General features: G+C 58.4%; 26 protein-coding genes and 2 tRNA genes. 9 read left to right on the top strand and 19 right to left on the bottom strand.

The features are described from left to right. Positions 1-101 precede the first annotated feature (101 nt). Entirely contained in the window at positions 102-416 is a 315-nt protein-coding gene (locus ACSQ87_RS30085) for a hypothetical protein (RefSeq protein ID WP_436274983.1), read from the top strand. A 134-nt stretch (positions 417-550) separates the two neighbouring features. On the opposite strand, the gene ACSQ87_RS30080 is transcribed toward ACSQ87_RS30085, so the two are convergent. The 10 genes from ACSQ87_RS30080 to ACSQ87_RS30035 all read right to left on the bottom strand — a co-directional run bounded on the left by ACSQ87_RS30080 (position 551) and on the right by ACSQ87_RS30035 (position 10,447). Then, positions 551-823, bottom strand: a complete 273-nt coding sequence (locus tag ACSQ87_RS30080) for a hypothetical protein (protein ID WP_436274982.1) — start codon at positions 821-823, stop codon at positions 551-553. After that, positions 820-1,800: an integrase domain-containing protein gene (locus tag ACSQ87_RS30075; RefSeq protein WP_436274981.1), complete on the bottom strand. Its 981-nt coding sequence runs from the start codon at positions 1,798-1,800 to the stop codon at positions 820-822. Before ACSQ87_RS30075 ends, ACSQ87_RS30080 begins: the two co-directional genes overlap by 4 nt. Positions 1,801-3,001: 1,201 nt before the next feature. Continuing rightward, positions 3,002-4,324 (bottom strand): tyrosine-type recombinase/integrase, encoded by a 1,323-nt coding sequence (locus ACSQ87_RS30070; RefSeq protein ID WP_436274980.1) that lies wholly within the window; start codon positions 4,322-4,324, stop codon positions 3,002-3,004. 172 nt (positions 4,325-4,496) lie between these two features. Continuing rightward, positions 4,497-4,572, bottom strand: a tRNA-Thr gene (locus ACSQ87_RS30065). A 129-nt stretch (positions 4,573-4,701) separates the two neighbouring features. Continuing rightward, positions 4,702-5,943 carry a nucleoside deaminase gene (locus tag ACSQ87_RS30060; protein ID WP_436274979.1) on the bottom strand — a complete coding sequence of 414 codons (1,242 nt, stop codon included), beginning with the start codon at positions 5,941-5,943 and terminating at the stop codon, positions 4,702-4,704. Between the two features lie 300 nt (positions 5,944-6,243). Beyond that, positions 6,244-7,473, bottom strand: a complete 1,230-nt coding sequence (locus tag ACSQ87_RS30055) for a methyltransferase (protein WP_436274978.1) — start codon at positions 7,471-7,473, stop codon at positions 6,244-6,246. Then, positions 7,454-8,143: an ABC transporter permease gene (locus tag ACSQ87_RS30050; protein ID WP_436274977.1), complete on the bottom strand. Its 690-nt coding sequence runs from the start codon at positions 8,141-8,143 to the stop codon at positions 7,454-7,456. Before ACSQ87_RS30050 ends, ACSQ87_RS30055 begins: the two co-directional genes overlap by 20 nt. Next, positions 8,140-8,835: an ABC transporter permease gene (locus tag ACSQ87_RS30045; protein WP_436274976.1), complete on the bottom strand. Its 696-nt coding sequence runs from the start codon at positions 8,833-8,835 to the stop codon at positions 8,140-8,142. The genes ACSQ87_RS30050 and ACSQ87_RS30045 overlap by 4 nt, the downstream gene beginning before the upstream one ends. Positions 8,836-8,913: 78 nt before the next feature. Further along, positions 8,914-9,660 carry an ABC transporter substrate-binding protein gene (locus ACSQ87_RS30040; RefSeq protein ID WP_150656790.1) on the bottom strand — a complete coding sequence of 249 codons (747 nt, stop codon included), beginning with the start codon at positions 9,658-9,660 and terminating at the stop codon, positions 8,914-8,916. A gap of 13 nt (positions 9,661-9,673) precedes the next feature. Next, the gene (locus ACSQ87_RS30035; RefSeq protein ID WP_007897462.1) at positions 9,674-10,447 is read right to left on the bottom strand and encodes an ABC transporter ATP-binding protein; all 774 of its coding nucleotides are present in this window, start codon (positions 10,445-10,447) and stop codon (positions 9,674-9,676) included. A 561-nt stretch (positions 10,448-11,008) separates the two neighbouring features. Here ACSQ87_RS30035 and gabP point away from each other — a divergent pair. Beyond that, positions 11,009-12,400, top strand: a complete 1,392-nt coding sequence (gene gabP / locus ACSQ87_RS30030; protein WP_223433230.1) for a GABA permease — start codon at positions 11,009-11,011, stop codon at positions 12,398-12,400. 73 nt (positions 12,401-12,473) lie between these two features. Here the strand turns inward: gabP and ACSQ87_RS30025 are convergent, their stop codons facing one another. The 4 genes from ACSQ87_RS30025 to ACSQ87_RS30010 all read right to left on the bottom strand — a co-directional run bounded on the left by ACSQ87_RS30025 (position 12,474) and on the right by ACSQ87_RS30010 (position 15,488). Then, positions 12,474-12,926 carry a hypothetical protein gene (locus ACSQ87_RS30025; protein WP_223433229.1) on the bottom strand — a complete coding sequence of 151 codons (453 nt, stop codon included), beginning with the start codon at positions 12,924-12,926 and terminating at the stop codon, positions 12,474-12,476. A gap of 5 nt (positions 12,927-12,931) precedes the next feature. Further along, a complete protein-coding gene (locus tag ACSQ87_RS30020) occupies positions 12,932-13,348 on the bottom strand; it encodes a hypothetical protein (RefSeq protein WP_436274975.1) in 417 nt (138 codons plus the stop codon). 37 nt (positions 13,349-13,385) lie between these two features. Beyond that, positions 13,386-14,360, bottom strand: a complete 975-nt coding sequence (locus ACSQ87_RS30015; protein WP_436274974.1) for an alpha/beta hydrolase family protein — start codon at positions 14,358-14,360, stop codon at positions 13,386-13,388. Between the two features lie 69 nt (positions 14,361-14,429). Further along, positions 14,430-15,488: a PDDEXK nuclease domain-containing protein gene (locus ACSQ87_RS30010; protein WP_436275127.1), complete on the bottom strand. Its 1,059-nt coding sequence runs from the start codon at positions 15,486-15,488 to the stop codon at positions 14,430-14,432. Positions 15,489-15,750: 262 nt separating this feature from the next. Between ACSQ87_RS30010 and ACSQ87_RS30005 the strand changes: the two genes are divergently transcribed. Then, a complete protein-coding gene (locus ACSQ87_RS30005) occupies positions 15,751-16,200 on the top strand; it encodes a carboxypeptidase regulatory-like domain-containing protein (RefSeq protein WP_436274973.1) in 450 nt (149 codons plus the stop codon). Positions 16,201-16,278: 78 nt separating this feature from the next. Here the strand turns inward: ACSQ87_RS30005 and ACSQ87_RS30000 are convergent. The 5 genes from ACSQ87_RS30000 to ACSQ87_RS29980 all read right to left on the bottom strand — a co-directional run bounded on the left by ACSQ87_RS30000 (position 16,279) and on the right by ACSQ87_RS29980 (position 20,499). Beyond that, a tRNA-Phe gene (locus ACSQ87_RS30000) sits at positions 16,279-16,354 on the bottom strand. Between the two features lie 103 nt (positions 16,355-16,457). Further along, positions 16,458-16,730 (bottom strand): oxidative damage protection protein, encoded by a 273-nt coding sequence (locus tag ACSQ87_RS29995; protein WP_008149405.1) that lies wholly within the window; start codon positions 16,728-16,730, stop codon positions 16,458-16,460. Further along, entirely contained in the window at positions 16,727-17,794 is a 1,068-nt protein-coding gene (gene mutY / locus ACSQ87_RS29990; protein WP_046045553.1) for an A/G-specific adenine glycosylase, read from the bottom strand. Before mutY ends, ACSQ87_RS29995 begins: the two co-directional genes overlap by 4 nt. Next, on the bottom strand, positions 17,791-20,016 hold the full coding sequence (locus ACSQ87_RS29985) for an AsmA family protein (protein WP_436274972.1): 2,226 nt from the start codon (positions 20,014-20,016) through the stop codon (positions 17,791-17,793). Before ACSQ87_RS29985 ends, mutY begins: the two co-directional genes overlap by 4 nt. Before the next feature lie 78 nt (positions 20,017-20,094). Beyond that, positions 20,095-20,499: an acetyl-CoA sensor PanZ family protein gene (locus ACSQ87_RS29980; protein ID WP_223433224.1), complete on the bottom strand. Its 405-nt coding sequence runs from the start codon at positions 20,497-20,499 to the stop codon at positions 20,095-20,097. A gap of 221 nt (positions 20,500-20,720) precedes the next feature. Here ACSQ87_RS29980 and ACSQ87_RS29975 point away from each other — a divergent pair, with 221 nt between their 5' ends. The 6 genes from ACSQ87_RS29975 to hisF all read left to right on the top strand — a co-directional run bounded on the left by ACSQ87_RS29975 (position 20,721) and on the right by hisF (position 25,716). After that, entirely contained in the window at positions 20,721-22,385 is a 1,665-nt protein-coding gene (locus ACSQ87_RS29975) for an OFA family MFS transporter (protein WP_436274971.1), read from the top strand. A gap of 281 nt (positions 22,386-22,666) precedes the next feature. Beyond that, positions 22,667-23,260 carry an imidazoleglycerol-phosphate dehydratase HisB gene (gene hisB, locus ACSQ87_RS29970; protein ID WP_003218037.1) on the top strand — a complete coding sequence of 198 codons (594 nt, stop codon included), beginning with the start codon at positions 22,667-22,669 and terminating at the stop codon, positions 23,258-23,260. Next, positions 23,260-23,898, top strand: a complete 639-nt coding sequence (gene hisH / locus ACSQ87_RS29965; protein ID WP_095127563.1) for an imidazole glycerol phosphate synthase subunit HisH — start codon at positions 23,260-23,262, stop codon at positions 23,896-23,898. Before hisB ends, hisH begins: the two co-directional genes overlap by 1 nt. After that, the gene (locus ACSQ87_RS29960; protein WP_008005317.1) at positions 23,899-24,156 is read left to right on the top strand and encodes a DUF2164 domain-containing protein; all 258 of its coding nucleotides are present in this window, start codon (positions 23,899-23,901) and stop codon (positions 24,154-24,156) included. It begins immediately after the preceding gene. Positions 24,157-24,198: 42 nt separating this feature from the next. Next, positions 24,199-24,936: a 1-(5-phosphoribosyl)-5-[(5-phosphoribosylamino)methylideneamino]imidazole-4-carboxamide isomerase gene (gene hisA, locus ACSQ87_RS29955; RefSeq protein ID WP_033058290.1), complete on the top strand. Its 738-nt coding sequence runs from the start codon at positions 24,199-24,201 to the stop codon at positions 24,934-24,936. 9 nt (positions 24,937-24,945) lie between these two features. Next, positions 24,946-25,716: an imidazole glycerol phosphate synthase subunit HisF gene (gene hisF / locus ACSQ87_RS29950; protein WP_436274970.1), complete on the top strand. Its 771-nt coding sequence runs from the start codon at positions 24,946-24,948 to the stop codon at positions 25,714-25,716. The last annotated feature ends 43 nt before the right edge of the window (positions 25,717-25,759 follow it).

Below are 25,759 nucleotides of genomic sequence, written 5' to 3'. Positions count from 1 at the left end.
GTCGGAGTTCATTGGTGGTAGAGTGCGCGCTTTTCGATACTGTACTTGGTGGTCGTATTGAATTAGTGGGTTTCATTGGGTAGTTAAGATATAGAGGGATTATGGATAATACAATTTGGAAATATGCGGAACAAGTGTATGGCGCGGAATTGCCAATGGTAGTGAAGCGGCTAGTTTCCAGCTATGAAGATGTAAAGAAGGATGCGGCCCATGTTGTAAGAGCTAAAGAAAGTAGCCTCGTGGCGCCGCTGGATGCTCTCCGTCAGTTGGGCATCGCTACCCAATCAGGTGATACCTTCACCATTGAAAGCAAGTCACTACTTTACCGGCTTGAGGTCGACGTTAAGCGGATGACTCTGAATGATGGCTCGCTTTCTGTGAGGGGGAGTTTTTTCTCGGAGGAATTGGGTCTTTGACCAGAATCTCGAACCAGTAGGGCTGATTGTTGCTTGTGTGTTTTGCGAGTTCGGTTTTTCACCTGAAGCTGAGAGACCTGGCTCATTGGTTGGAGTGGGATTAAAAGTATGTCCAGTATCTTCGTATTACATACTTATGACTCGAACCATGATTTTTTGAGCCGTTCTGCGATCAACTGCGCTGTCAGCCTATAATAATAACGAGTTGCTTCGGTTTTGAGGTTTGGCGAGTGATTTAAGAACCATACAAGATGCTTTCGCTTCCAAGTCCACGGATTATTTCGTTGCCAGCGAGCAGCGATTGCAATTTGGATGGCCATCGCTTGACGAAGGTGACGTTGGCGGGTGGCGGGCGAGCCGGTCATCACGCCTGCCAGGAACAATTCCATATCGAATCCCTTGCTCATGCTCGTCTACCGATGTAAGCCGAGGCCACGTCGATACGACCGTGCCCCAGCTCGTAGCTGATTTGTACTCTGGCCTCGCGATCAAGGTGTCGGTCGAGTTGGTAGTAACTGCCACCGTTGATGGGGGCGAGATGATGGGTGATTTGCTCATAGCGATTACACGCATAGGCTGCCCGCAGTTCGTGAAAGCCTTTGAGGTTGTGCTTATGGAGGATGTACCGTGTGGGGCGAACGATTCTCTGTTGGAAGTCGAGGTAGTTTTCGTCCGGTGCTAGCAGGTTGTGGCTACCGTCAGGTGAGACCTGGAGGGCAAATGCCAGCGCGATACGGATGTGATCATCCACCGTAACCCAACGATGCGCCGATGCGCCCGAGCGACCACCTTTGGTTCCGTCCTGAATGTTGATCTTGCCAAGTTGCTCCGCTTCGCGTTGCAGGCGCGGCAGGTCGGCCAAAATGGCCTCACGCAAGCGCATTCCGGTGGCTCGTGCCAACTGAGCGATTGCTGCGGCGCGAGGCATTTGGTGTTCGCAGAGCACGTCGACGATCCGCTTCACCTGTTCGCGGTCTTGGCCCTGCGGCACCGAGAGCCGAACACTGGTGCGCTGCATTCCCAACGCCTTGCTCGGACTCGGCACTTTCACATACTGATCACCGCGAAGCGCTGCCAGGGTCCGGTTGACGCTGGACAATCGGTTTTGCGCAGTCGCTACGGCGAGCTCACCTTGTTCAACTTGCTCGCGCAGATGTTCGGCATAGTCCAGCAAAGTCTGTCGATCAATCTGCCGCGCATCGTTAACCCCCGGCCCATCCTCCGAGCGACACCAGCGCACAAACGCCTGCCACCGATCACTGTGCGCCTTGACCGTGCCGTAGTGCCCGCCGCCAAATAGATCTTTCAGCGCCAGCGGCCCGGCAAAACTCAGTTGTCTCCCGTAGCCAAAATTGCGTCCATCTCGCCTGCCCACCAGTGCCATGAGCGAACTCCTCTTGAAGCCAAAACTTTTAAAACTTTCCCCACGTCATCCCGCCAAGAATGTTGAGTGTTATCAGGGATCAAGGCCCCTGCGACCTGTGAGGGTTGTCCACTAACGCGGGACTTGCGGCTCCTTACGACCGGGAGCTTGGGCATTTCATGATCTGGCCTCCTGAACACTTCCAAGGAAGTGGGCGGGTGGAGGCTGCACTGGCTGACGAGACCGGCGCCGCGAGATCCTGAGTCGGGTGAAGGCAGTGAAGCGATGACAGGGGCATGCCTGACTGTCAGTCAGGTGCAGTCCATTCCGTAGGCTGCGGCACCATCATCTGCATCGCTGTTGCTGGTGACTTTTCGGTGTTTGTCACGCCGATTGTCACGAGGGGGGAATGCCGCAAAGCCTTGTACGAGATCGGCTGCAGCAGCGGTACGAGCGCCCGTCTCTTTCCGGAAGAAAGAGACGGGCGCAGGTTGGCGCAAAGAAATGGCCAAGCGGATAGGTTGCTGCAGGGCAGCTATGAAAGGGGTGAGTTGCCGCAGTGGGCACACTGGTAAAAGTAGGCATCCATCACATCGCTGTGACCGTGCGAGCCGCCGGACGCTAATCGCACTTTGGGAGAACCGCCACGGTGTGGCGTAGCCTCAAAGGTTCTGGCTACCTGGGTTGCTGTCAACGACAGCACTTTGCCCGATCTTTTCTACGCCTGTGGATAATTCGGGTCAAGACTCTAATTTTCGGGAGTTCTGCGGCTGTGGATGAAATTATCCACCGGTGGAAATCTGTGGTTTTCCACAGACAGTTGCAAGGGTTTTAGATTTTTTAAGTGAGGTCCATCCAAGCAGGGCGGCTTTGCAGCCCTGTTTGGATGGACCCGCGTGGACAAGCGGATCATCGAGATTTCGAGAACGTACGCTTACTTTGCTGCGCCGCGATTGGCGATTGGCTTTTGGCCGTGTGACCTGCCTACGCGGGAGCAAGTGTTCGTAGGTCCGCTGCAGAGCTCCGAACATTACGCCAGCAGCTCCGAACATAACGGGGCTAGCTCCGAACATAACGTCGAACTGGATATGCAGCGAAACGATAATGGCTGCTTGTTGAGCAATCATATTGACGCGCCGATGATCGATGCTTGGGACAGACTCATGAAAAGCAGGCGTACAAAGCGCACATGGGTGGGCAGGACGAGGAGTAGGCTAACGGCCTACTCCCTCAAGCGGCTTTTCGCCTTGAGTCGCGTGACGTTCGCCCCGGTCTGATTGGCAAATTCGTGCGGGGTGACATGCTCCTGCCGATTGGCCTCCAGGTACCGGCTCCACCAGTTCATGATCAGCCTGCGCTCCTCGATGAACTCGGCCTTGTGGATGTAAGCGGCGCGGACGTTGTTGCGTTCCTTGTGGCTCATCTGCCGTTCAATGGCTGTCTCCGACCACAATCCTGATTCGATCAGTGCGCTGCAGGCCATCGAACGAAAGCCATGGCCGCAGATTTCGGTTTTGGTGTCGTAGCCCATCTTTCGAAGCGCGCTATTCACCGTGTTTTCAGACATGGGTTTCCAGGGCTTGGTATCGCCTGCAAACACCAGGTCGAATTTACCGGTGAGGACGTGGATCTGTTCAAGCAGGGCCACGGCTTGCGGCGATAAGGGTACAAGATGGATATCCCCGGCCATTTTTGTACCCCTTGTGGAAAAGGGGACTCCGTCCAACGCGGGACGGGTGTCGGGAATCTCCCAGGTGCCGCGCTTGAGGTCAAATTCATTCCAACGGGCAAAGCGCAGTTCACTGGAGCGGACAAACACATGCAGCGAGAGCATGGCCGTCAGCCGGGTAAGTACGCGGCCGTTATAACCCTCAATGCGCTCCTGCAGTTCAGGCAGACGCGATAAGGGTAACGCTGGGCGGTGAACAACCCTCGGGGCTTTGATCAAACCTTCAAGGTCGGAGGCAGGGTTTGCCGCGATCTGTCGAGCACGCTTCGCCTCGCGCATGATGCTTTGCAGGTAGTTTTGTACCCTTAAAGCTACGTCAATTGTGCCGCGCTCCTGGATCGCTTCCAGAGGTTGCATCAGGTCATGGGTGTCCAAGTCGACAATAGAGCGAGCGCCGATCAGTGGAAAGACATGGGTTTTGAGGCGGCTCAGAACCGTCTTGGCATGGCCCGGTGCCCATTTGGAAGACATCGCTTTGTGCCAGTCCAGGGCCGCGCTTTCAAAGGTTCGGCCTTGGATTGCGGCCTGCGTCTTGGCTTGGTGTTTGGACTCTATGGGGTCGACGCCTTCCGCCAACATCCGCTTGAGCTCCAGGCGCTTGTGGCGCGCATCGGCGAGACCAACCACGGGGTAGTTGCCGAACGAAGTCAGTCCTTCGCGTCCATCAGGTTTTACATACCTGAGACGCCAGCCTTTACGGCCATTGGGTTGGACGAGGAGGTAGAGGCCGTCGCCGTCGAAAAGCTTGTAGGCGCGGTCGGTGGGCTTGGCTGCGCGGCAAGCCGAATCGGAGAGTGGTGCAGTGGTGCGCGACATAAGGGTACTCCTCCCTTTATCGAATGACCTTACCCCTATATCTATCCCTAAAACGGTCGGAATCCAACAGATTTTGACGGAATCTGACGGAACGCCAAAACGAAAAAACCCGCCAGAAGGCGGGTTTTTCGGGGGTTCCAGAGATTTTGAAAGCCTTCTCTGGAACCTTGTATGGTGCCGGCACCAGGAGTCGAACCCGGGACCTACTGATTACAAGTCAGTTGCTCTACCAACTGAGCTATACCGGCGTGTTGGGCGACGATTATAGCGATTGGGTTGGTTCTGTAAACCCCTGAATTCAGACTATTTTTGCGCAGGCGTCAGGCGGGCCCCGCGGATGCTTCTGCGGGGCCGACCGGTGCAATTGCTTTAGCCCCTTACACGCCGTTTTTAACCGCGTTGATCAGGTCCTGACTCAGCACCTGCGCGGGCGCCACTTGCACGCTTTGCGTGTAGAACGGCGGCAGGTTCTGGGCCAGTGTCGATAACGCTTGGGCGGTGGTGTTGCCCGGCAACAATACATATTGCAGATTGGACGGATAGCTTTGTGGCACAGGGCCTTCCATGGTCGAACCGTACGCGCCGAAGGTCATCACGGCCTGCGGTGTGGTGGGATCGGGTGCATAGAGGAAGACGAAGGTGCCGTACTTTGGATGTGTCAGGTATTGCTCGGCCTGGGCGCGAACCGCCGGGTCGGGGTCGTTCATCAGGGTCCAGCGCATGACCGCGTAGTTGCGGGTGGTCTCCATGAACGCTGTACGAATCGGCGACTGGTTCTCGACGCCACCCAGGCACACCAGCAGGTTGCCGAACGGATCGATGAGGGCTACCGAGTTGAACACCGGGCTGTGCTGTGCGGTTTGTAACAGTGGCGTGGCGAGTTCTTCGCCGGGGTCGCGTGGGTTGGCCGATTGCACGGTCAGCGCAAACGGGCTGAGCGCGGTCAGTGCCTGGCGCACTTTGCTGTTGGCCGGAAGGTTTGCCGGGTTTTGCAGTTGATCCGGTGGCAGGCCGCTGTTGTTGCTGGCCTCGCGTACGGTGTTGACGCTGGCGGAGAAGATCGAGCTGGTGAGGAAGTAAGCCGCCGAGTCGATGGTCTGGCCGCCGAATACCGGGCTGTTCGAGCCCTGATAGGCGCGGCTGACAGGCGCCGCAATCGCGTAATAACCCCAGGTGTCCTGCGCCTGTTGGCGGATCTGCGGTGGCAGCGACGGAAAGGTGAACTGGCTGTTGTAGTTGATGCCTGCGTAGTCATCGATCGCACTGACGGCGACGTTAAATCCTGCGGTCAGCAGTGAACCAGCGCACATGGCGCACGGGTCCAGCGTGGTGACGACAGTCAACTGATTGGGCGGTGGCAGGTTCAATGGCGCGACATTTTCGTAGTACCAGTCCACCAACTGTCGCTCGCCGTGGGCGGTCGGGTCATGGGGTAGAAAGTAAGTGGTGCCATTGCCGGGGAAAGGCATCAGCACGTTGTTGTGTAGCGCGGCAATGACCTCGCCCGTCGCGTTGTTGATGATGGCGCCGCCCACCGCGAAGGTTTGCTGCAGTGCAGCGTAAATGGCTTGGTTGGCGACGGTATCGACGGCTTCTTGCGCACTGTTCAATGTGCTCATGTTTTCCCAGCTCCTTGCTGTCCCTGATGCCAGAGAATTCTGGCGCTTTGCAAAGATAGTTGAGGATTTCCAGGTCGTTTATGTTCTTTTGGCGTAACGCTTATGCACAACGCAGACCTGGGGCAGCTCAGTCAAGAGCGCAATTGTGGATCGGTTCTCAATTTGCTCGCAAATACCTGTTTTTCTGGTTTTTTATTCATGTGTACGAAAAATGAACAGTGGTGTTTAAACCCCGAAACAGGCGTTTTTATTGGATCCACGATAATTCCATCAACAGAGTTATCCACAGGCTGAGCGTATTTAAGGGTGTTCGGCCAAGAGTAGAAAGTTACGAGGTGTGAGCGGGGTTTCGCAGAAGGTGCCGAGGCGAATGGCATAGCCCTGCTCGGAGAGGAAAAGTGCCCGATCGAGTACCAGCCAAAGCTCCAACGGGCGTCGGAAAAGTCCGCGCAACAGCTCCAGATTGCGCACTTCGGCCAATCGCTGCCAACCGGCGGCTTCGAGTGCTGACCAATCCTGCGGGCTGATTGTGGATAACTCTTTAAGCGCGGCCAAATGATGGCAGTAATCAGCGAAGGATTTATCCAGCCAGGCACTGGGCAGCGAAGGGGTGGGCAGGTATTCGTCAATGCCGCGCAATTGCCGCTGGAGCAGGTCGAAGGCCAGGCGTCGGGCCATGGAAGTATCGCGTTGACGTCGGACGCGAGCGCCAGCGGTGACGGTTTCGCTCATCGGTAGCGAAAGATCTTCGAGGGATAGCTGTAGGTCGGAGCGCTTGGCCGACGAGGAAAGCGGCTGATACTCGCTCAGACTGATCCGGTTGTAGCAGCAAGGCGCGATGGCCAGTTGTTTGCAACCAGACGCACTGGCGAGCTGGATCAGCCGCACATGCAGATCACCGCAGGCGTGCAGCGCTACCGGCGTGTGGTCAGACTTCAAGAAAGAGGCGGCATCCGCAGCGAGTACATCTTGCTCGACATGCAGCGCATGCAGTTGATGATGCTGGCTGAGTGCCTGACCGCTGGCGACCAGCGCCGGGTCGTATTCCAGGCAGGTCAGTTGTTGTCCGGATTGCAGCAGACGTCGACCCAAGTGGCCTTTGCCCGAACACCAATCCAGCCAATGGCTCGGCGTATCAGCAAACTGCAAACGACTGGCGAAGGCTTCGATCTGCTGCCACTTGCGCCCCGGCACATCGACATTCAGTCGATGAACCGCCGTTTCAAGCGCATGAGCCGGCAATTCATCCACCGCGCTCAACTCAAGGGACATCGCTGCCAATGAGGCAAACGGCTCCGGTGCGTCCAAAAGAGCTGGGTTGTTGTGAGCGTGTTCCGCGTCCTCCAGCGATCGCCTGCGTAGCCAGGTCGCCAACTCCGGGTAGGACGCTTCCCAGGGAAGCTGTAGATGAGTAAACGGCCGAGGCTTCCACAGCGTCTGATGCTTGATCAGAAAAGCATCCAGCGCCGTGAAGCGGGCGAGTAACGCCTCGCCCGTCAGCACGCAGGCATCAACGCCCTTGGCAGGCATCGACGCGCAGCCAGCGCTCCAGCAGCTTGAAGCCGCGAACCAACACATAAGCCATCAGCAGATAGAACATGCCCGCCGCGAAGAAGATCTCCACCGGCAGGTAAGTCCGGGCAATGATGGTGCGGGCCATGCCGGTCAGTTCCAGCAGGGTCACGGTGCTGGCCAGGGCGCTGGCCTTGAGCATCAGGATCACTTCGTTGCTGTAGGCCGGCAGACCGATGCGGGCGGCACGCGGCAGCATGATGTAGAACAACGCTTTGGCCCGGGACATGCCCAGCGCCCGCGCCGCTTCAATCTCGCCTGGTGGAATCGCCTGGATCGCGCCGCGCAGGATCTCTGCGATGTAGGCCGCGGTGTGCAGGGTCATGGTCGCTGTTGCGCACCAGAACGGATCGCGCAGGTACGGCCACATCGAGCTGTTACGGATCGCGTCGAACTGCGCCAGGCCGTAGTAGACCAGGAAGAGTTGAACCAGCAACGGCGTGCCGCGGAAAAAGAAGATGTAGCCGTAGGGGAATGCCCGCACGTACCAGAGTCGCGACGAGCGCGCGATGCCCAGAGGAATTGCCAGCAGCAAACCGGCGATCACGGCGATGGCCACCAACTCCAGGGTCAAGGTCGCGCCCTGAGCCAGTTTCGGCAGCCACTTGATGATGACTTCCCAGTTCATTGGGTGCTCCTCGCGAAGCCGCGAGCGGCGCGTTTTTCCATGAAGTACATGCCGGTCATGGCGAGAACCGTCAGGCCCAGGTACATGAACGCGGCCACCATGTAGAAGGTGAACGGCTGCTTGGATATGGTCACGCCGATTTGCGTGTGACGCATGATTTCTTCCAGGCCGATGACCGATACCAGCGCGGTGTCTTTCATCAGGATCATGAACAGGTTGCCCAGGCCGGGCAGGGCGATGCGCCACATCTGCGGCATGATCAGCTTGGTGAAGATACGGAATTTCGACAGACCCAAGGCCACGCCAGCTTCACGGTGACCCTTTGGAATCGCCAGAATCGCACCACGAAACACTTCCGTGGCGTAGGCGCCGAAGCACAGCCCCAGCGCAATCACGCCGGCGGCGAAGGCATTGAGTTCGAGGTCGGGGTTGCCGAAGAACTCGCCCAGGGCACGCATCAGGTTGACCGTGCCGAAATAGATCAACAGCACCCAGAGCAATTCCGGGATGCCGCGAACCAGTGTTGAATAAGTGCCGCCAAGCCATTGCAGTGGCTTGTGCGGGGAAGTCTTGGCCAAGGCGCCGAGCAGACCGAGCACCAGCCCCAGGCACAAGGCCGAGAGTGCCAGTTTCACAGTCATCAGCGCGCCAGCGGCGAGCGCCGGGCCGAATCCGTAGAGATCGATAGTCATGGATTTCTTTTCAAATCGCGGCAGGCAATGCCAGGGACTGGCGCCGTCAAATAACGGCGCCAGCCCGGCAGGTCAGAATCAATAGATGCTGAACGGGAAGTACTTGTCGTTGATCTTTTTGTAGGTGCCATCAGCGACGATTTCTTTCAGTGCGGTGTTCAGCTTCGTACGAATCTCATCGCCTTTACGTACAGCGATACCGATCTTGTCGCTTTCTTCCACCGGGTCGCCTTTGAACTCATAAGAACGGCCGGCGTCGCTTTTCAGCCACTCGTAGTTGACGTATTTATCCGCGAGGATGCCGTCCAGACGACCGGAGGTCAGGTCGAGGTAGGCGTTTTCCTGGGTGTCGTAGAGTTTGACTTCAACGCCTTCCATGTTGTCTTCCAGCCAGGTGCCAGCGAGGGTCGCACGTTGTGCACCGATCACTTTGCCTTGCAGGGAAGCCTTGTCGGTTTTGAAGTCGACGTCTTTCTTGGCGATGAATTGCAGCTTGTTGGAGTAGTACGGGTCGGTGAAGTCCACCGCTTGCTTGCGCTCGTCGGTGATCGACATCGAGGAGATCAGGAAGTCGAATTTCTTGGCGTTCAGGGCCGGAATGATGCCGTCCCAGTCGGACGTGACCACGGTGCATTCGACTTTCATCTTGGCGCACAGGGCGTCGCCGATTTCTTTGTCGAAGCCGACGACATTGCCACTGGCATCTTTGTTGTTGAACGGTGGGTAGGCCGCTTCGATGCCCATCTTCAAGGTCTCGGCGGCGGCACCGGCGCTGAAGGCCAGGGTGACGGCAGCAGCCAGGAAGATTTTTTTGTAGTTCTGCATGTGGGTAGCTCCGTTAGCGGTTGCTGGACATGAATTGTTTGCAGCGCGCCGAAAGCGGGTTTTCGAACACCTGCTGTGGCGATCCTTGCTCTTCTACCAGGCCCTGGTGGAGGAACACCACCTCGCTGGAAACCTGACGGGCGAAGCCCATTTCATGGGTGACCAGCAGCATGGTGCGGCCTTCTTCGGCCAGTGCGCGGATGACATTAAGTACTTCCTGGACCATTTCCGGGTCAAGGGCGGAGGTCGGCTCGTCGAACAGGATCACCTTGGGCTGCATGGCCAGCGTGCGGGCAATGGCCGCGCGTTGTTGCTGACCACCGGAGAGTTGCGCCGGGTAGGCGTGGCGTTTGTCAGCGATGCCGACCTTGGCCAGCAAGGCTTCGGCGACTTCAATGGCCTCGGCCTTGCTCTGGCCGAGTACGCGACGCGGCGCTTCGATGATGTTGTCGAGCACGCTCATGTGCGGCCAGAGATTAAAGTTTTGAAACACAAAACCGATCTCGCTGCGCAGGCGATTGATCTGCTTGCCATCGGCTGCGACCAGTTCGCCGTTCTTGGCGGCTTTGAGCTTGAGTTCTTCGCCGGCCACCAGGATCTGGCCCTGATGCGGGTTTTCCAACAGGTTGATGCAACGAAGGAAGGTGGACTTGCCGGAACCGGAAGAACCCAGGATCGAGATCACGTCGCCGTCGCGGGCGGTCAGCGAGATGCCTTTAAGCACCTCAAGCTGTCCGTAGCGTTTGTGCAAGTTGCGGATTTCAAGCGCGGGCGTGGCCTCAGCCATGTGCGTTCCTCATAGTATTTCGCTCCTGCTGTTGGCGGCCTTCCTGGCGAGGCGGCCAAGCTAGCATAGCGTCTGAATGGCAGCCAACAGCGCTACGGGCGTTAAGCGGGTGGCCTGTGGCAGGTTGTCGCATCGGTACAGCAGACTGTCGCGCTGCTATCAACCGAACAGCCGTTTGAACCCTGCCTGTCGATAAAAAGGCTGGGGCTGTTCCAAAAAAGGGCGCGATGTTGCCAGCTTTGGCGGGGGGTTGGAAGCGCTAACCGGCCAAACGTTCCTGATCCGCACTTTTATTGTGCGTCGCTATATTTTTGGGTGTGTTTCTGGTGCGCCGCTTCGTTCTTAAAGTGGGTCGCAGGGTAACGCTCTGGCGAATTGCCATTAATCTCAATGACTTGCGATGACTGTCCGGTCCGGCGGAGAGCCCCATACTTGGGCGTTCTGTAACATTTTGGCGCAATTATTGCGTGCAGAATACGGAACGCCCCGTTGGTTTCTTTTTACGAGAAGGAACGCCACGCCGGGTGGACGTAATCGCTTTTCCTTACAAAGGTAGTTTCAATGAGCAGTACCCCAAGCTCCAATGGCCTCGAACAGGGGCTCAAACCGCGTCATGTGACCATGCTGTCGATTGCCGGGGTAATCGGCGCCGGCTTGTTCGTCGGCTCGGGTCACGCCATCGCCGCCGCAGGCCCGGCCGTGCTGTTGGCCTACGCTGCCGCCGGTATGCTGGTGGTGCTGGTGATGCGCATGCTCGGCGAAATGGCCGTGGCTTCGCCGGACACAGGCTCCTTCTCGACGTATGCCGATCGCGCGATCGGTCACTGGGCCGGTTTCACCATCGGCTGGCTCTACTGGTGGTTCTGGGTGTTGGTGATTCCGCTGGAAGCCAACGCCGCCGCGACTATCCTGCATGCCTGGTTCCCCAACGTGGCCATCTGGGCCTTCACCTTGGTCATCACCTTGCTGCTGACGGTGACGAACCTGTTCAGCGTGAAGAACTACGGTGAATTCGAATTCTGGTTCGCCTTGGTCAAAGTCATCGCGATCATCGGTTTCATCGGTCTTGGCATTCTGGCGATCTTCGGCTTCCTGCCGACCAGCCAGGTCAGCGGCGTTTCGCACCTGTTCGACACCCAGGGCTTCTTGCCGAACGGCATGGGCGCAGTGTTGGGCGCGATCCTGACCACCATGTTTTCCTTCATGGGCACCGAGATAGTGACCATCGCGGCCGCGGAATCGAAGAATCCTGGCCAGCAAATCTCCAAGGCAACCAACTCGGTGATCTGGCGGATTGGCTTGTTCTACCTCGTATCGATCTTCATCGTTGTGGCCTTGGTGCCTTGGAACGACCCGGTGTTGGCAGCCGTCGGCTCCTACCAGACTGTGCTTGAGCGCATGGGCATCCCGAATGCCAAGCTGATCGTCGACATCGTGGTGCTGGTTGCTGTGACCAGCTGCCTGAACTCGGCGCTATATACCGCCTCACGCATGATGTTCTCTCTGGGCAAGCGCGGTGATGCACCGGCCGTTTCCCAGCGCACCAACAAGAGCGGCACGCCGTACTGGGCCGTTATGCTGTCCACCGGCGCTGCGTTCGTCGCGGTTTTCGCCAACTACGTGGCCCCGGCCGCCGTGTTCGAATTCCTGCTGGCCAGCTCCGGCGCTATCGCGCTGCTGGTGTACCTGGTGATCGCGATTTCGCAATTGCGTATGCGCAAGCAGCGCATGGCACGTGGCGAGAAAATCGCTTTCAGCATGTGGCTGTTCCCGGCCCTGACCTACGCGGTGATCATCTTCATCGTTGCGGCCCTGACCATCATGCTGTTCCAGGAAGCGCATCGCGTGGAGATCCTCGCGACCGGTCTGCTGAGTTTGCTGGTGGTGGCTGCCGGTTTGTTTGTGGCTCGTCGTCGCAAGCTGCAGAAGATGGGTGCGGTGGTGCTGAACTGATTCGTACCGCATAACGCAAAACGGCCGCTGTCAGTGATGACAAGCGGCCGTTTTTTGTTTCTGAGGCGAGTGTTTACTCAGCCTTTTCTTCCTGCGCGTCCAGCGACTCGCGATAGCTGTCGAGTGCCGTGCCGAAGTCGGTGATGAACTGCGGATCTGTCAGCCAGGCCTGGGCGGTGTCGCGGTCCATGCCGTCGGTCCACATGCGGTAATCGATCAGCATGTCGGCAGCCAGGTGAGTGGCGGCCATGGCTTCGTTGTCGGCGTTTTCCATGTCCAGCAGTTCTGGATGGTCGCTGATGATTCCGGCGAGGTTCGATAGCAGGGTCAGCAGCATGTCGTTACGGCTGGTGGCTTCCGCTTCGCGCATTTTGCTGAACATCGCCAGGGTGTATTCCGGGATCGGCTCGCCGATTTCGCCCAGGTCATCGTCCAGTGCGGCGGGTTTTCTGCCGTGGATATTGATTTGCTTGGCTTTGATCTTGGCGCGTTTGGCGCGTTTCTGTTGCTTGTTCAGGGAGGCCATTAAATTCAGTTCGCTTTCGGTTGTGTTTGGGCCGCGATGGCGTCGGACGCCGCCACGTAGTCAGCCTGGAAGGCCGGGGATTCGATCCACGCCAATGCGCCGGCTTCGTCGACTTCGGTGGACCATTGGCGATACTCGATCAACGCCGCGAGGATGAAGTCTGTCGCGCCTTCTTCGCCTTCCTGCTCGTACACCAGCTCCAGCAGCGGGTCTTCGAGGAAGGCTGTGCACATGGCTTGCTGACTGGTTTTTTCAGCGTCGATCATTTTCTTGAACAGCTCGGTCAGGTCCACCGATTCGAAGTCGATGCGATCGTCGTTCGGGTCCAGCTCGACCGGCGCGGCGGCCCGTTGGGTGCGGTTCTGCTTGGCCTTGGCTTTGGCGCGTGTGGCGCGTTTGTTCTGCTTGTTGGCGGATGCCATGGGCGTCGTTCCGTATTTCGTTGAGTGGGCAAGTCAATCAGCTGCGTGGTACTAGCCGCCCGGGTGTGTCGGGGGTCAGTTCGCCGGTCTGCAGCCAGGACAGTGCAATGGGCCATAGTGTGGCTTGGTATGCGCTACGAAAAAAGGCGAAATGTCCGACTTCTTGTTCGCCGATGTCTTCGGGGGCGATTCGTAGGTGGCTGTTCGTGGCTCCGGTGAAGTAACTGAGCAGGCGTTCGATAGCTGGAATCGTGCCGTAAGGATCGTCGCTGATGCTGATGGCCAGGTTTTGTGCGGTGACGGATGAGAAGGGCAGCCGCCCGGATTTTGCGTGAAGGACGCGTCCGCTGGGGCGTTTCTCGTAGTGCGCGGTGGGCATGCTCCAGTCGCGAACCACGCCGGCGGGGGTGTCCTCTAGCCAGCCGAGACGTTTGCCGGGGAAGTAGCCGCAAAGCCATGTCATCAACGGCATCACCAGATGCCACTTGCCGAACATCCGCCAGCGATGGGCGGGCGCGTAATCGCGCCAGTAAGCGAATTGCGCACCGACGGTCACCAGACGTCGAATCATATGCCCGGAAGCTCCCAGGCCCGCTGCACAGCCTCCAAAGCTGTGGCCTACAACATCGATGGGTTGCCCGGGGAATTCACGCTGAGCGCGCTTGAGCATCGCCTCAAAGTCCAGCGCGCCCCAATCTGACCATGAAGCCCGAAGCCCTTTCAGCGACGCGGGTCGCGATTCGCCGATGCCACGGTAGTCGTAAGTGATCACGTCGAAGCCGTTGGCGTACAGGTAATCGGCGAAGCGTGAGTAGTGGCGACAGCGGACTGAGGTGGCGGCGTTGATGATGACGACCGGGCGGGTAGCGTCCTGATGGGGGTAGCTCCAGGTAAAACCGCCGAGGCTGTAGCCGTCTGCGGCGGGCTCCTTGAACGGTTCGCCTGCCGTAGATGTTCGCGGTGGCAACTCGGTTTGAGTGGGTGCCAGTGAGGGCATGTCCTGCAAATTCATCGGCGTCGGACCTTTGCGGGTAGCTGCCAACGATAGTCTTCGCGCAGCGTATGAACAATCTATCGGTGTTTATCCGGGTAACTGGTCGAGCAGTCTCTCTTCAATTGCCGCCCGCTCCCGATCCAGTTCCGCACGAAGCTCCTCCTCGCTCGGCAGCACTAGCTTGTACTTGCTGGCGAAAAGTTGTTCGTTGCCCTGCAACATCGAGTAGCGCACCACTGATTCGTTTTTTTGCGCGCAAAGGATGATGCCGACGGTCGGTCCGTCCTCATCGTTGCGCTTGAGGTCGTCATACATGCGTACATACATGTCCATCTGCCCGACATCCTGATGAGTTAATTCGCCTCGCTTGAGATCGAAGATGACGAAGCATTTGAGAAGGTAGTTGTAGAACACCAGATCGATGTAGAAGTCTCTACCTTCGGTGTTTATGCGTTGTTGGCGGGCGACGAAAGCGAAACCTTTGCCCAGCTCAAGCAGGAAGCCTTGAAGTTGCTCGATGAGTGCTTGTTCAAGTTCGGTTTCCAGGACAACTCCTGCGTTGGGCAGGCCGAGAAATTCCAGCATCACGGGATCCCGGATGAATTCTCGAGGGCTGTCGTTCATTGCATGGATGTTAGTAGTGGCTTCTTTCATGGCGGTAAGCTTGTCTCGACTCATCAGCAGTCGCTCGTAATAAAGCGTGCTGATCTGGCGTTCCAGGGCGCGGCTTGACCAGTTTTGATTGGCAGATTCGTCCATATACCATTTGCGTGCCGCGTCACTATCGACTCTCAGCAGTCTGCGGTAGTGGGTCCAGCTCAATTCGAGACGCAGTGCGTCCCGAATTGGAAACGTCTGATAAAACAATCGCATTTTTCGCAAGTTAGTCTCATCAAAGCCCTTCCCGAACTCCGCAGTCAGCACCTTCGCCAGCGATGCCAGCAGCTGCTTGCCATAAACCGCCCGCCGAGCGCCTTCCTGCTCGAACTCCACAATATGCCGTCCGATCTGCCAACAGGTTTGCACCTGAACGGTATCGACCGCTCGTAATACCTTCTGACGCGCTTCGCGGATCAACTCGCCAAGATTGCCGAGCAGTGAAGTGATCTGTGGATCTTGAGTGTTACCGGGTTTGAGGGAGGTCATGACATTTTCCGCCGCTGAAGGAAACAGGCGGAAGAGGATGGCAAGAGAGTAATAGCCCGCGATGCCGGGCGCGGCTGGTAAGCCGGAAGGAAAGTCCGACTGGTTTTGCGGGATCACGCCGACGGCAATCCGCGCTTGAGGAATACAACGTGTAGTTCAATTCGCAGTGAGCCCAAGTACTAATCAATCTAAAACTTGAACATTCAGCGAGAAATCTAAAAGGAGTAACGGTAGGGCTCTGTGGAGCCCGGGAGTCGCCATCATGAAGTACGTCCATTCACTCATGTTGCCCATCGTCGCAATCGGCGTGTTGATGTTTCCAGCCATTTCACCGGCCGCCAGCCTGGAGCCCATCGACAGCTCAGGTGTGCAAGTCCAGAGGCAAGAGCAAAACGGGATCGCTTATTTGTCCGGCGGTGTTGGCGAGGATGAGTCAAAGGCCATCCAGCAAACCACTGGGTACAATCTGCACATGACCTTCTCCACCGGGCCTGCGAGCGAATACATTCCCGACGTGGATGTAATCATCCAGAAGGCCCAAGGGCAGCCCGTGCTGACACTGAGTGAGGCTGGTCCGCTGGTCTACGTTCAGCTGCCTCCCGGCAAGTACACAGTTGTCGCCACGCATAAAGGTGAAGTGCGGCGTGATACCGCGGATGTAGGTAGCGGCACCGCTCGCAACCTGGTCTTCCACTGGGGTGGTGAGAACTAGCGACGACTGCGTAACGTCATCAACTAAATCGCAGGCATAAAAAAACCCCGAATCTTGCGATTCAGGGTTTTCGGTATTTGGTGCCCAGAGACGGAATCGAACCGCCGACACGGGGATTTTCAATCCCCTGCTCTACCGACTGAGCTATCTGGGCAACGGGGCGCATTAAACTGGTTTTTCAGGGGGTCGTCAAGAAAGTTTTCAAAAAAATTTTAATTATTACCGTCGCTTACGTTCCGACCCTCGAAAAAGCGGGATTATTCAGCCGGCGGAACGTAGCCGTCAGCCTTGGCGTATTCCTCGCCGGAAAAGAACTTGTCCATCTCGCCCTGAAGATATTTGCGGTCTTCGGCGTTCATCATGTTCAGGCGTTTTTCGTTGATCAGCAGGGTCTGGTGCTTTTGCCAGTCTGCCCAGGCTTTGGCCGAGACGTGGTCAAAAATGTCCTGACCTTTTGCGCCTGGAAATGGAGCGCGCTCCAGGGCGGGCAATTCTTCTTTGTACTTGCGGCACATGATGGTGCGGGTCATGACGACTCTCCTGCGTTCAATACGGCGGCCGCGCGTTCGAGCAAGGTTTTGACCGGGGCGGCAAGGCCCAGGCGCGGCGGGGTGGCGAGGTTATACCAGAGCCAGTCGGCCTCGGCCACGTGGTGGCCGGCCTCCTGGACCTGAACCAGCCAGGGTTCGATGGACAACTGAAAATGACTGAAGGTGTGTACCAGGCTCGGCAGCGCCTGTTGGCTGCCCAGTTCCAGCGAATGCTGCGAAGCCAGATGTTGCAGGTCGTCGAGGTCATCGAGTTCCGGCAGGCTCCATAGACCGCCCCACAAGCCCGTGGAAGGGCGACGGTAAAGCAGAATCGCGCCGTCACCGTTGGCGAGCATCGGCATCAGCGTACGCTTCTGCGGCACGGCTTTGCGCGGTTTGGGGATCGGGTAGCGCGTCTCCAGGCCAAGCATGTGCGCTTCGCAGCCCTTTTCGAGCGGGCAGAGCAGGCAACTCGGCTTGCTACGGGTGCAAAGTGTGGCGCCCAGATCCATCATCGCCTGGGTGTAGGCGTTGACCCGATCATGCGGTGTGAAGCGCTCAGCGTTCGCCCACAGCTGTTTGGCGACCTTTGGCTCGCCCGGATAGCCCTCTTGCGCGGTAAAGCGCGCCAGCACCCGTTTGACGTTGCCGTCGAGGATCGGCGCCCGCAGGCCCATGCTCAGGCTGGCGATAGCGCCGGCTGTGGACAGGCCGATGCCCGGTAGATCAACCAGCTTTTCCACATCGCGGGGAAACTCGCCACCGTACTGCTCGACGACGATCTTCGCGGTCTTCTGCAGATTGCGTGCGCGGGTGTAGTAACCGAGGCCGGTCCACAGGTGCAGGACTTCGTCTTCCGGCGCAGCGGCCAGGGCCTCGACCGTCGGCAACGAGGCCATGAAGCGGTCGAAGTAGTTCAGCACGGTGCTGACCTGGGTCTGCTGCAGCATGATTTCCGAGACCCACACCCGATACGGGGTGATGCCTTGTTGCCAGGGCAAATCGTGGCGGCCGTGGCGGTCGTACCAGTCCAGCACCGCCGATGAAAACTGCTCGGCTCTCATCGCTTGAACAGCCCCTTCAACGCGTTTTTCAGTTCCGGGCTGACTTTGTCGCCAAGCTTCTCGTCGATTTTTTCACCGATCCGTTCGCCGGCCAGTTTGCTCGCGACCTGGCCCATGCGTTCGTTATCGAGGCGGCAAGCCTTGGCGCCCAGTTCCAGCGGGCCACGGCAGCGCAGCGGCCATTCGATGCCGACGAACTTCTCGCCGACCTGGCAGGCCGGGTCCGGCATGTCGCTCTTGTCGCCTTCGACGATAACGCCCACGCGGTAGTCCATGCCCAACACCCGCAGATCGACATCGCCGTCGCCATTGACGGTCATGCCCGGGATGCGCACTTTCAGGTCCGGGTTGCTGGCCACGCCGTTACGGAAGGTCAGGTTGCCCTTGAGCTCCTGGAACGGTGTGTCCTTGCCCCGTGGCTCGCTGCTGAGGGATTTGCGGTTCAGGGTGGCGATGCCTTTGCACAGCTGTTGTTCGAGGTTGGCATTGAGCAGCACACCGTTGTTGATGATGAAACTGGCGTTGCCGTTGAGGGTTTCGATCAGCGCTTTCTGGCTGTTGCCGCTGCCGGTCAGGTTGCTGTTGAGCGTCACCAGACCTTTGACCGGTGGATTTTTACCCTGGCTTTCGAGGATTTTTTCCACCGGTACTTTGCTGATGCTCGACTGCATGTTCAGCGCCGGTACTTGTTGGCGCACATCGAGCGTACCTTTGGCGTCGAAGTTGCCGTCGTACAGGTCGCCGCGAAGGCTTTCGAGTGTCAGCAGACCGCCCTGGCCTGTGGCCTTGAGCGCAGCGTTCTGGATCGGCAATTTATCGAGCGTCAACTGACCGAAGGTGAGGTCAGCGTCCACGTCGAGTTTGCTCAGGCGTTCCACCGGCAGCAGGCGCTCGTTGCTCCACGCGTCTTTGGTCGGTGCTTGCGGCAGCGGTGTGCTGCCCGCGCCAGCCAATGCATCGGCTTCGGTGCTGGCCACTTCGGCCTTACGCACTTGCGTCGCGCTACTGGCTTCGGCGGATTTTGGTGGCAGATAACGGTCGACGTTGAAGGTGTCGGCCTTGAGGTTCGCCCGCAGCGATTGTTTGGCGAAGTCCTCGACGGCGATGCGGCCACTGAAGGTGCTGTCGTCGACTTTCAGGTTGATGTTGTCGAACACCACGCTGGTCGGCGTGCCCGCCAGACGGCTGACTAACTCGACTTTGCTCAGGCTACCGTCAGCCATCGCCGGAAGTTTCTGACCGATGCTGTCGACGAATTTCGCCAGATCGAACTGGGCGATCGACACGCCGCCGCTGATTTGCGGGGTTTTGTCGAGGTCGTTGACCTTCAGTTCACCCAAGGCGCGCAATTGGTTGGCAGAGATCTTGATGCCGGTCCATTCGGCGACGTTCGCCGCTTTATCCAGCAGTAACTGGCCCTGGGCGGCGAAGGTCATGGTTTTGCCTTGCAGCGGATCGCCAGCCACTTCGCCGGAGAGTTTCATGTCTTCGAATTTGTAGCGCTGCAGTGCGCGCTCGAAACGCAGCTCGCCATTGAGCTCGGTACGGACACGCAAAACCGGCTGGTTGGTGCCCAGGAATGCGGTGAGTTTGACCGGGATGTTCGTGGAGTCATGCACCGGGCCGGTACTCAGCTGGATGCTTTCGGCGCTGAATTGCTTGCCGGTTTTTTCGTCGCTGTATTCAACACGGGCGTTGTTGACGGTCAGGCTGTCGATGTCCAGGCGGATCGGCTGGGCCGGTTTTTCCGCTTGGGCGGTGGTCTCGGTCGCTGGTTCGCCAGTGGTTGCGGGCGGTGTGGCCGGTGTGGCTGGCGCCGGTACCTTGCCGATGTCTTGCCAGTTGCCGTGGCCGTCCTTGTCGCGGGTCAGGCGCAGGTTCAGGCCTTCGACGCGCACATCGCTCATCTGCACTTCACGGCGCAGCAGCGGCAGTACACGGACCGACAAGCCAAGCATCTGCAAATCAGCGAACGGCTCGGTGGGCTTGGCCAGGGTTGCGACGCTGGCTTCGTGCAATTCCAGGCCCAGCCACGGGAACAGGCTCCAACCGATATCGCCATTGAGCGTCAGCTCGATGTGGGCCTTGTCGCGGGCTATCTGGCGAATCTCGTCTTTATAGTCGTTGGGATCAAAGAGGTGGGTCAGGGCAAAGCCCAGCGCCACAATGATCAGCAACAGCCCGAGAAGTACCAGACCCAGGATTTTGCCGAACGCTTTCATGGGCGAGTCCTTGTAGTTAGTCGAATTCGAAATTTAGCCGGGGAGTATAGCGCTCCGTAGCGGACGACCGGTCAGCGATCACGTCGGCAACTCATCCAGCGGTATTTTCAGTTTGGCCGCCAGCGCTTGCGCCTCCAGATGTCCGGCAGGCGCCAGTAAGCGCAATGTCGTACCCGCTTGCGACGCCATTTTCTGCGCTTCATTCACCAGGCGCTCGGCCACGCCACGACGACGGGTGATTTTTCGTACGCAGAGTTGGGACAGGTGCCAGACATCCGAGTGCCGTTGCAGACGTGCCGCACCCAAAAGCCGATCGTTGAAGCGGCCAGCGATCAGCGAGCCGTCCAGCAGGCAGGCTTCGATCAGCTGCAAATCTCCGGCAAACGGGGCAAACAGCCAGTCCGGAGCATCGCGGTAGATCTTCTGCAGATCTTGCTGATCCTGATAAGTGGCTTCGTTCAATGGCTCGACAATGATCGGCATGAGGGCTCCTTCAGTGGTACGAGAACTGATGACATACAAAAGGTGATATCACTTTGATTTTTCTGTCACGTACAGATGGTAACCTCTGCCGGTTCGTCCGTCCTTCTGCGACGTGATGTCGCACCAAAATGGAGCTTCACCTCAAAAAACAGTCATGCGTGCGCATAAAGGCTGGGGGTGAGGAGCGCTGACGAACCATTCTAATAATTGGGGGATACACAATGACCACGAGCATCACGGTGGACGGCCTCAAAGCCGACCAGCCCGCGTTCCTGTCCAAGGAGCGCATCATCGCCAAGCCCGGTTTCAACCGTTGGCTGGTACCACCGGCCGCCTTGGCCATCCACCTGTGCATCGGCATGGCCTACGGCTTTTCGGTGTTCTGGTTGCCACTGTCCAAAGCCCTGGGTGTGACCAAGGCAGTGACCTGTGCACCGGACATGAGCTTCATCTCGCAAGTCTTTTCGTCCCAATGTGACTGGCCGATCTCGATGCTCGGCTGGATCTACACCCTGTTCTTCATCTTCCTCGGTTGCTCGGCCGCTATCTGGGGCGGCTGGCTGGAACACGCCGGGCCACGCAAGGCTGGCGTTGTGTCGGCGCTGTGCTGGTGTGGCGGTCTGCTGATTTCAGCGCTGGGGGTCTATACCCACCAGATATGGTTGATGTGGATCGGCTCCGGGGTCATTGGCGGCATCGGCCTGGGCCTGGGTTACATCTCGCCGGTATCGACCCTGATCAAGTGGTTCCCGGACAAGCGCGGCATGGCGACCGGCATGGCGATCATGGGTTTCGGTGGTGGCGCGATGGTTGGTGCTCCGCTGGCCGCAGCCTTGATGGGCCACTTCGCTTCGCCAACCAGCGTCGGCGTATGGCAGAGCTTCCTGGTGATGGCCGCGATCTACTTCGTGTTCATGATCGGTGGCGCACTGTCCTACCGCGTTCCGCCAACCGGCTGGAAGCCTGAAGGCTGGACGGCTCCAGCGAAGAAAGCTGCCAACGCGATGATCACCCACCGTCACGTCCACGTGAACGTGGCGTGGAAAACCCCGCAATTCCGTCTGGTGTGGCTGGTGCTGTGCCTGAACGTTTCGGCGGGTATCGGCATCCTCGGCATGGCTTCGCCGCTGTTGCAGGAAGTGTTCGCTGGCACGTTGTTGGGTAACGGCCTGACATTTGGTCAGCTGGACGCCTCGCAGTTGGCCTCGATCGCTGCGATCGCTGCCGGTTTCACCGGTTTGCTGAGCCTGTTCAACATCGGTGGTCGGTTCTTCTGGGCCTCGTTCTCGGATTACCTGGGCCGTAAAAACACTTATTTCGTGTTCTTCGCGCTTGGTTTTGCACTGTACGCGTTGATCCCGAACCTCGGTCACCTGGGCAACGTTGCGCTGTTCGTGGCGGCGTTCTGCATCATCCTGTCGATGTACGGCGGTGGTTTTGCGACTGTCCCTGCGTATCTCGCGGACCTGTTCGGTACGCAAATGGTCGGCGCGATCCACGGTCGTCTGCTGACTGCCTGGGCGGCGGCGGGCGTGTTGGGTCCGGTGTTGGTGAACTACCTGCGTGAGTATCAGCTGAGTATCGGCGTTGAACGCGCCGCGGCTTACGACATCACCCTGTACATCCTCGCGGGCCTGCTGGTGCTGGGTTTCATCTGCAACCTGCTGGTGCGTCCGGTGGCTGACAAGTACTTCATGACCGACGCTGAACTGGCCGCCGAACAGGCGCTGGGCCACGACAAAGGTGCTGACAGCAGCACCGTATTGGAGTGGAAAGCGGATGCGGGTACCAAGCCTTTGGCAGTGGCAGCGTGGCTGGTGGTGGGTATTCCGTTGGCGTGGGGTGTTTGGGTGACCCTGCAGAAAACGGCAGTCCTCTTCCACTAAGTTCAGTAAACGCGTCACCCCTGTGGGAGCGGGCTTGCTCGCGAAGAGGGAGTGTCAGTCGACATCAATGTTGCCTGACACACCGCTTTCGCGAGCAAGCCCGCTCCCACATTTGAACTCCACCAGGCACAGAATCCGTGTTTTGCTGGCTTGTATGGACATGTCTATCCCCGACAGCATGGGGTTCAGCCCGTCAGGGATATCACGTATCGTGTTTCTGTTTCTGCCCCGCGCCCCTATAATGGTTGCCTTTTTCGCCCAATGATTTTGCGGAGCTGGTGATGGCCGAACGTAAGGCGTCAGTCGAGCGCGACACTCTGGAAACCCAGATCAAAGCCTCGATCAACCTGGATGGCACCGGAAAGGCCCGATTTGATATCGGTGTTCCTTTTCTTGAGCACATGCTGGACCAGATCGCCCGTCACGGGCTGATCGACCTGGATATTGTCAGCAAGGGCGACCTGCATATCGACGACCACCACACGGTGGAAGACGTCGGTATCACTTTGGGTCAGGCCTTCGCCAAAGCCATCGGCGACAAGAAAGGCATCCGTCGCTACGGCCACGCCTACGTGCCGCTCGATGAAGCGCTGTCGCGCGTGGTGATCGACTTCTCCGGCCGCCCTGGCCTGCAGATGCACGTTCCCTACACCCGTGCCACCGTTGGCGGCTTCGACGTTGACCTGTTCCAGGAATTCTTCCAGGGCTTCGTCAACCACGCGCTCGTCAGCCTGCACATCGACAACCTGCGCGGCACCAACACTCACCACCAGATCGAAACCGTGTTCAAGGCTTTCGGCCGCGCCCTGCGCATGGCGGTAGAGCTGGATGACCGCATGGCCGGTCAGATGCCATCGACCAAAGGCGTTCTGTAATGCAGACGGTCGCGGTTATCGATTACGGCATGGGCAACCTGCACTCGGTGGCCAAGGCCCTCGAGCACGTCGGTGCCGGCAAGGTCTTGATCACCAGCGATGCCGACGTGATTCGCGAAGCCGACCGGGTGGTATTCCCCGGCGTCGGCGCGATTCGCGATTGCATGGCAGAGATCCGTCGCCTGGGCTTCGATTCGCTGGTGCGTGAAGTCAGCCAGGACCGCCCGTTCCTCGGCATCTGCGTCGGCATGCAAGCCTTGCTCGACACCAGTGAAGAGAACGACGGCGTCGACTGCATCGGCCTGTTTCCGGGCGCGGTGAAGTTCTTCGGCAAAGACCTGCACGAAGACGGCGAACACCTGAAAGTCCCGCATATGGGCTGGAACGAAGTGAAGCAGAAGGTGAGTCACCCGCTGTGGCACGACATTCCGGACCTGGCGCGATTCTACTTCGTGCACAGCTACTACATCGCTGCCGGCAATGCGCGGCAAGTGGTGGGTGGTGGTCACTACGGTGTCGATTTCGCTGCGGCGCTGGCCGATGGCTCGCGTTTCGCCGTGCAGTTCCACCCGGAGAAGAGCCATACCCATGGCCTGCAATTGCTGCAGAACTTCGCCGCGTGGGATGGTCGCTGGTAAATGGCCGTCAAGAAGAAGCCGCCGATCCTGACCCTCACTCCCGAACAGGAGAGCGAGGCCAATCACAAGATCAAACGCTTTATGGAAGATCGCTTCGAACTGGACCTGGGTTCGTTCGAAGCGGCTGAAATCCTTGAGCTGTTTACCCGTGAAATTGCGCCGCACTATTACAACAGGGCGATTTTCGATGTGCAGACGCACCTCAAAGAGAGGTTCGAAAGCATCGAAAGCGACCTGTGGGCGCTCGAGAAAAACTGATTTTCGAGCGAAGCTGAACAATCGAATTTGAAGGTTTGCCAGATGCTGATTATTCCCGCTATCGATCTTAAAGACGGTGCCTGTGTTCGTCTGCGCCAGGGCCGCATGGAAGATTCCACGGTGTTCTCCGATGACCCGGTGAGCATGGCTGCCAAGTGGGTGGAGGGCGGCTGCCGTCGTCTGCATCTGGTCGACCTGAACGGCGCCTTCGAAGGCCAGCCGGTCAACGGCGAAGTGGTCACCGCCATCGCCAAGCGCTACCCGAACCTGCCGATCCAGATCGGCGGCGGTATCCGTTCCCTGGAAACCATCGAACACTACGTGAAAGCGGGCGTGAGCTACGTAATCATTGGCACCAAAGCCGTGAAAGATCCGGCCTTCGTCGCCGAAGCCTGCCGCGCGTTCCCGGGCAAAGTGATCGTGGGTCTGGATGCCAAAGACGGTTTTGTCGCCACTGACGGCTGGGCTGAAATCAGCACCATTCAGGTGATCGACCTGGCCAAGCAATTCGAAGCTGATGGCGTGTCCGCGATCGTTTATACCGACATCGCCAAAGACGGCATGATGCAGGGCTGCAATGTACCGTTCACCGCTGCGCTGGCTGCCGCGACGAAAATTCCGGTCATCGCTTCGGGCGGTATCCACAATCTGGGTGACATCAAGTCGCTGCTCGACGCGAAGGCGCCAGGCATCATCGGCGCCATCACCGGCCGGGCGATTTACGAAGGCACCCTCGACGTTGCTGAAGCGCAAGCTTTCTGCGATTCGTACAAAGGCTGAGGACTGACCATGGCGCTGGCCAAACGCATCATCCCTTGCCTGGACGTGGATAACGGCCGGGTGGTCAAGGGCGTCAAGTTCGAGAACATTCGCGACGCCGGCGACCCGGTGGAAATCGCCCGTCGCTACGACGAGCAAGGTGCCGACGAGATTACCTTTCTCGACATCACCGCCAGCGTCGACGGTCGCGACACCACGCTGCATACCGTCGAACGCATGGCCAGCCAGGTGTTCATCCCGCTGACCGTGGGTGGCGGTGTGCGTACCGTGCAGGACATTCGCAACTTGCTCAATGCTGGCGCGGACAAGGTTTCGATCAACACGGCTGCGGTGTTCAACCCGGAATTCGTCGGTGAAGCGGCTCAGCATTTCGGTTCGCAGTGCATCGTCGTCGCCATCGACGCCAAGAAGGTTTCACTGCCGGGCGAACCCCCGCGCTGGGAAATCTTCACCCACGGTGGTCGCAAGCCTACCGGTCTCGACGCCGTTGAATGGGCGAAGAAGATGGAAGGCCTGGGTGCCGGCGAAATCCTGCTGACCAGCATGGATCAGGACGGCATGAAAAACGGCTTCGATCTGGGCGTTACCCGCGCGATCAGCGATGCATTGGGTATTCCGGTGATCGCCTCCGGCGGCGTCGGCAATCTGCAGCATTTGGCCGACGGCATTATCGAAGGCCACGCCAGTGCGGTATTGGCGGCGAGTATTTTCCACTTCGGCGAATACACCGTGCAGGAAGCCAAGGCCTACATGGCTCATCGCGGCATCGTGATGCGCTAAACAAACCGATACAGGCCAGTGGACAGCATGGCGGGCTCAGGGC

The organism is Pseudomonas sp. LjRoot277, from assembly GCF_964253845.1.
Classification (GTDB): Bacteria; Pseudomonadota; Gammaproteobacteria; order Pseudomonadales; family Pseudomonadaceae; genus Aquipseudomonas.
This window is presented reverse-complemented; position numbering and strand designations above follow the sequence as displayed.

Coding starts and splice junctions, on each gene's coding strand:
- ACSQ87_RS30085 (WP_436274983.1), top strand. CDS start 102: ATGGATAATACAATTTGGAAATATGCGGAACAAGTGTATGGCGCGGAA.
- ACSQ87_RS30080 (WP_436274982.1), bottom strand. CDS start 823: ATGAGCAAGGGATTCGATATGGAATTGTTCCTGGCAGGCGTGATGACC.
- ACSQ87_RS30075 (WP_436274981.1), bottom strand. CDS start 1,800: ATGGCACTGGTGGGCAGGCGAGATGGACGCAATTTTGGCTACGGGAGA.
- ACSQ87_RS30070 (WP_436274980.1), bottom strand. CDS start 4,324: ATGTCGCGCACCACTGCACCACTCTCCGATTCGGCTTGCCGCGCAGCC.
- ACSQ87_RS30060 (WP_436274979.1), bottom strand. CDS start 5,943: ATGAGCACATTGAACAGTGCGCAAGAAGCCGTCGATACCGTCGCCAAC.
- ACSQ87_RS30055 (WP_436274978.1), bottom strand. CDS start 7,473: ATGCCTGCCAAGGGCGTTGATGCCTGCGTGCTGACGGGCGAGGCGTTA.
- ACSQ87_RS30050 (WP_436274977.1), bottom strand. CDS start 8,143: ATGAACTGGGAAGTCATCATCAAGTGGCTGCCGAAACTGGCTCAGGGC.
- ACSQ87_RS30045 (WP_436274976.1), bottom strand. CDS start 8,835: ATGACTATCGATCTCTACGGATTCGGCCCGGCGCTCGCCGCTGGCGCG.
- ACSQ87_RS30040 (WP_150656790.1), bottom strand. CDS start 9,660: ATGCAGAACTACAAAAAAATCTTCCTGGCTGCTGCCGTCACCCTGGCC.
- ACSQ87_RS30035 (WP_007897462.1), bottom strand. CDS start 10,447: ATGGCTGAGGCCACGCCCGCGCTTGAAATCCGCAACTTGCACAAACGC.
- gabP (WP_223433230.1), top strand. CDS start 11,009: ATGAGCAGTACCCCAAGCTCCAATGGCCTCGAACAGGGGCTCAAACCG.
- ACSQ87_RS30025 (WP_223433229.1), bottom strand. CDS start 12,926: ATGGCCTCCCTGAACAAGCAACAGAAACGCGCCAAACGCGCCAAGATC.
- ACSQ87_RS30020 (WP_436274975.1), bottom strand. CDS start 13,348: ATGGCATCCGCCAACAAGCAGAACAAACGCGCCACACGCGCCAAAGCC.
- ACSQ87_RS30015 (WP_436274974.1), bottom strand. CDS start 14,360: ATGAATTTGCAGGACATGCCCTCACTGGCACCCACTCAAACCGAGTTG.
- ACSQ87_RS30010 (WP_436275127.1), bottom strand. CDS start 15,488: ATGACCTCCCTCAAACCCGGTAACACTCAAGATCCACAGATCACTTCA.
- ACSQ87_RS30005 (WP_436274973.1), top strand. CDS start 15,751: ATGAAGTACGTCCATTCACTCATGTTGCCCATCGTCGCAATCGGCGTG.
- ACSQ87_RS29995 (WP_008149405.1), bottom strand. CDS start 16,730: ATGACCCGCACCATCATGTGCCGCAAGTACAAAGAAGAATTGCCCGCC.
- mutY (WP_046045553.1), bottom strand. CDS start 17,794: ATGAGAGCCGAGCAGTTTTCATCGGCGGTGCTGGACTGGTACGACCGC.
- ACSQ87_RS29985 (WP_436274972.1), bottom strand. CDS start 20,016: ATGAAAGCGTTCGGCAAAATCCTGGGTCTGGTACTTCTCGGGCTGTTG.
- ACSQ87_RS29980 (WP_223433224.1), bottom strand. CDS start 20,499: ATGCCGATCATTGTCGAGCCATTGAACGAAGCCACTTATCAGGATCAG.
- ACSQ87_RS29975 (WP_436274971.1), top strand. CDS start 20,721: ATGACCACGAGCATCACGGTGGACGGCCTCAAAGCCGACCAGCCCGCG.
- hisB (WP_003218037.1), top strand. CDS start 22,667: ATGGCCGAACGTAAGGCGTCAGTCGAGCGCGACACTCTGGAAACCCAG.
- hisH (WP_095127563.1), top strand. CDS start 23,260: ATGCAGACGGTCGCGGTTATCGATTACGGCATGGGCAACCTGCACTCG.
- ACSQ87_RS29960 (WP_008005317.1), top strand. CDS start 23,899: ATGGCCGTCAAGAAGAAGCCGCCGATCCTGACCCTCACTCCCGAACAG.
- hisA (WP_033058290.1), top strand. CDS start 24,199: ATGCTGATTATTCCCGCTATCGATCTTAAAGACGGTGCCTGTGTTCGT.
- hisF (WP_436274970.1), top strand. CDS start 24,946: ATGGCGCTGGCCAAACGCATCATCCCTTGCCTGGACGTGGATAACGGC.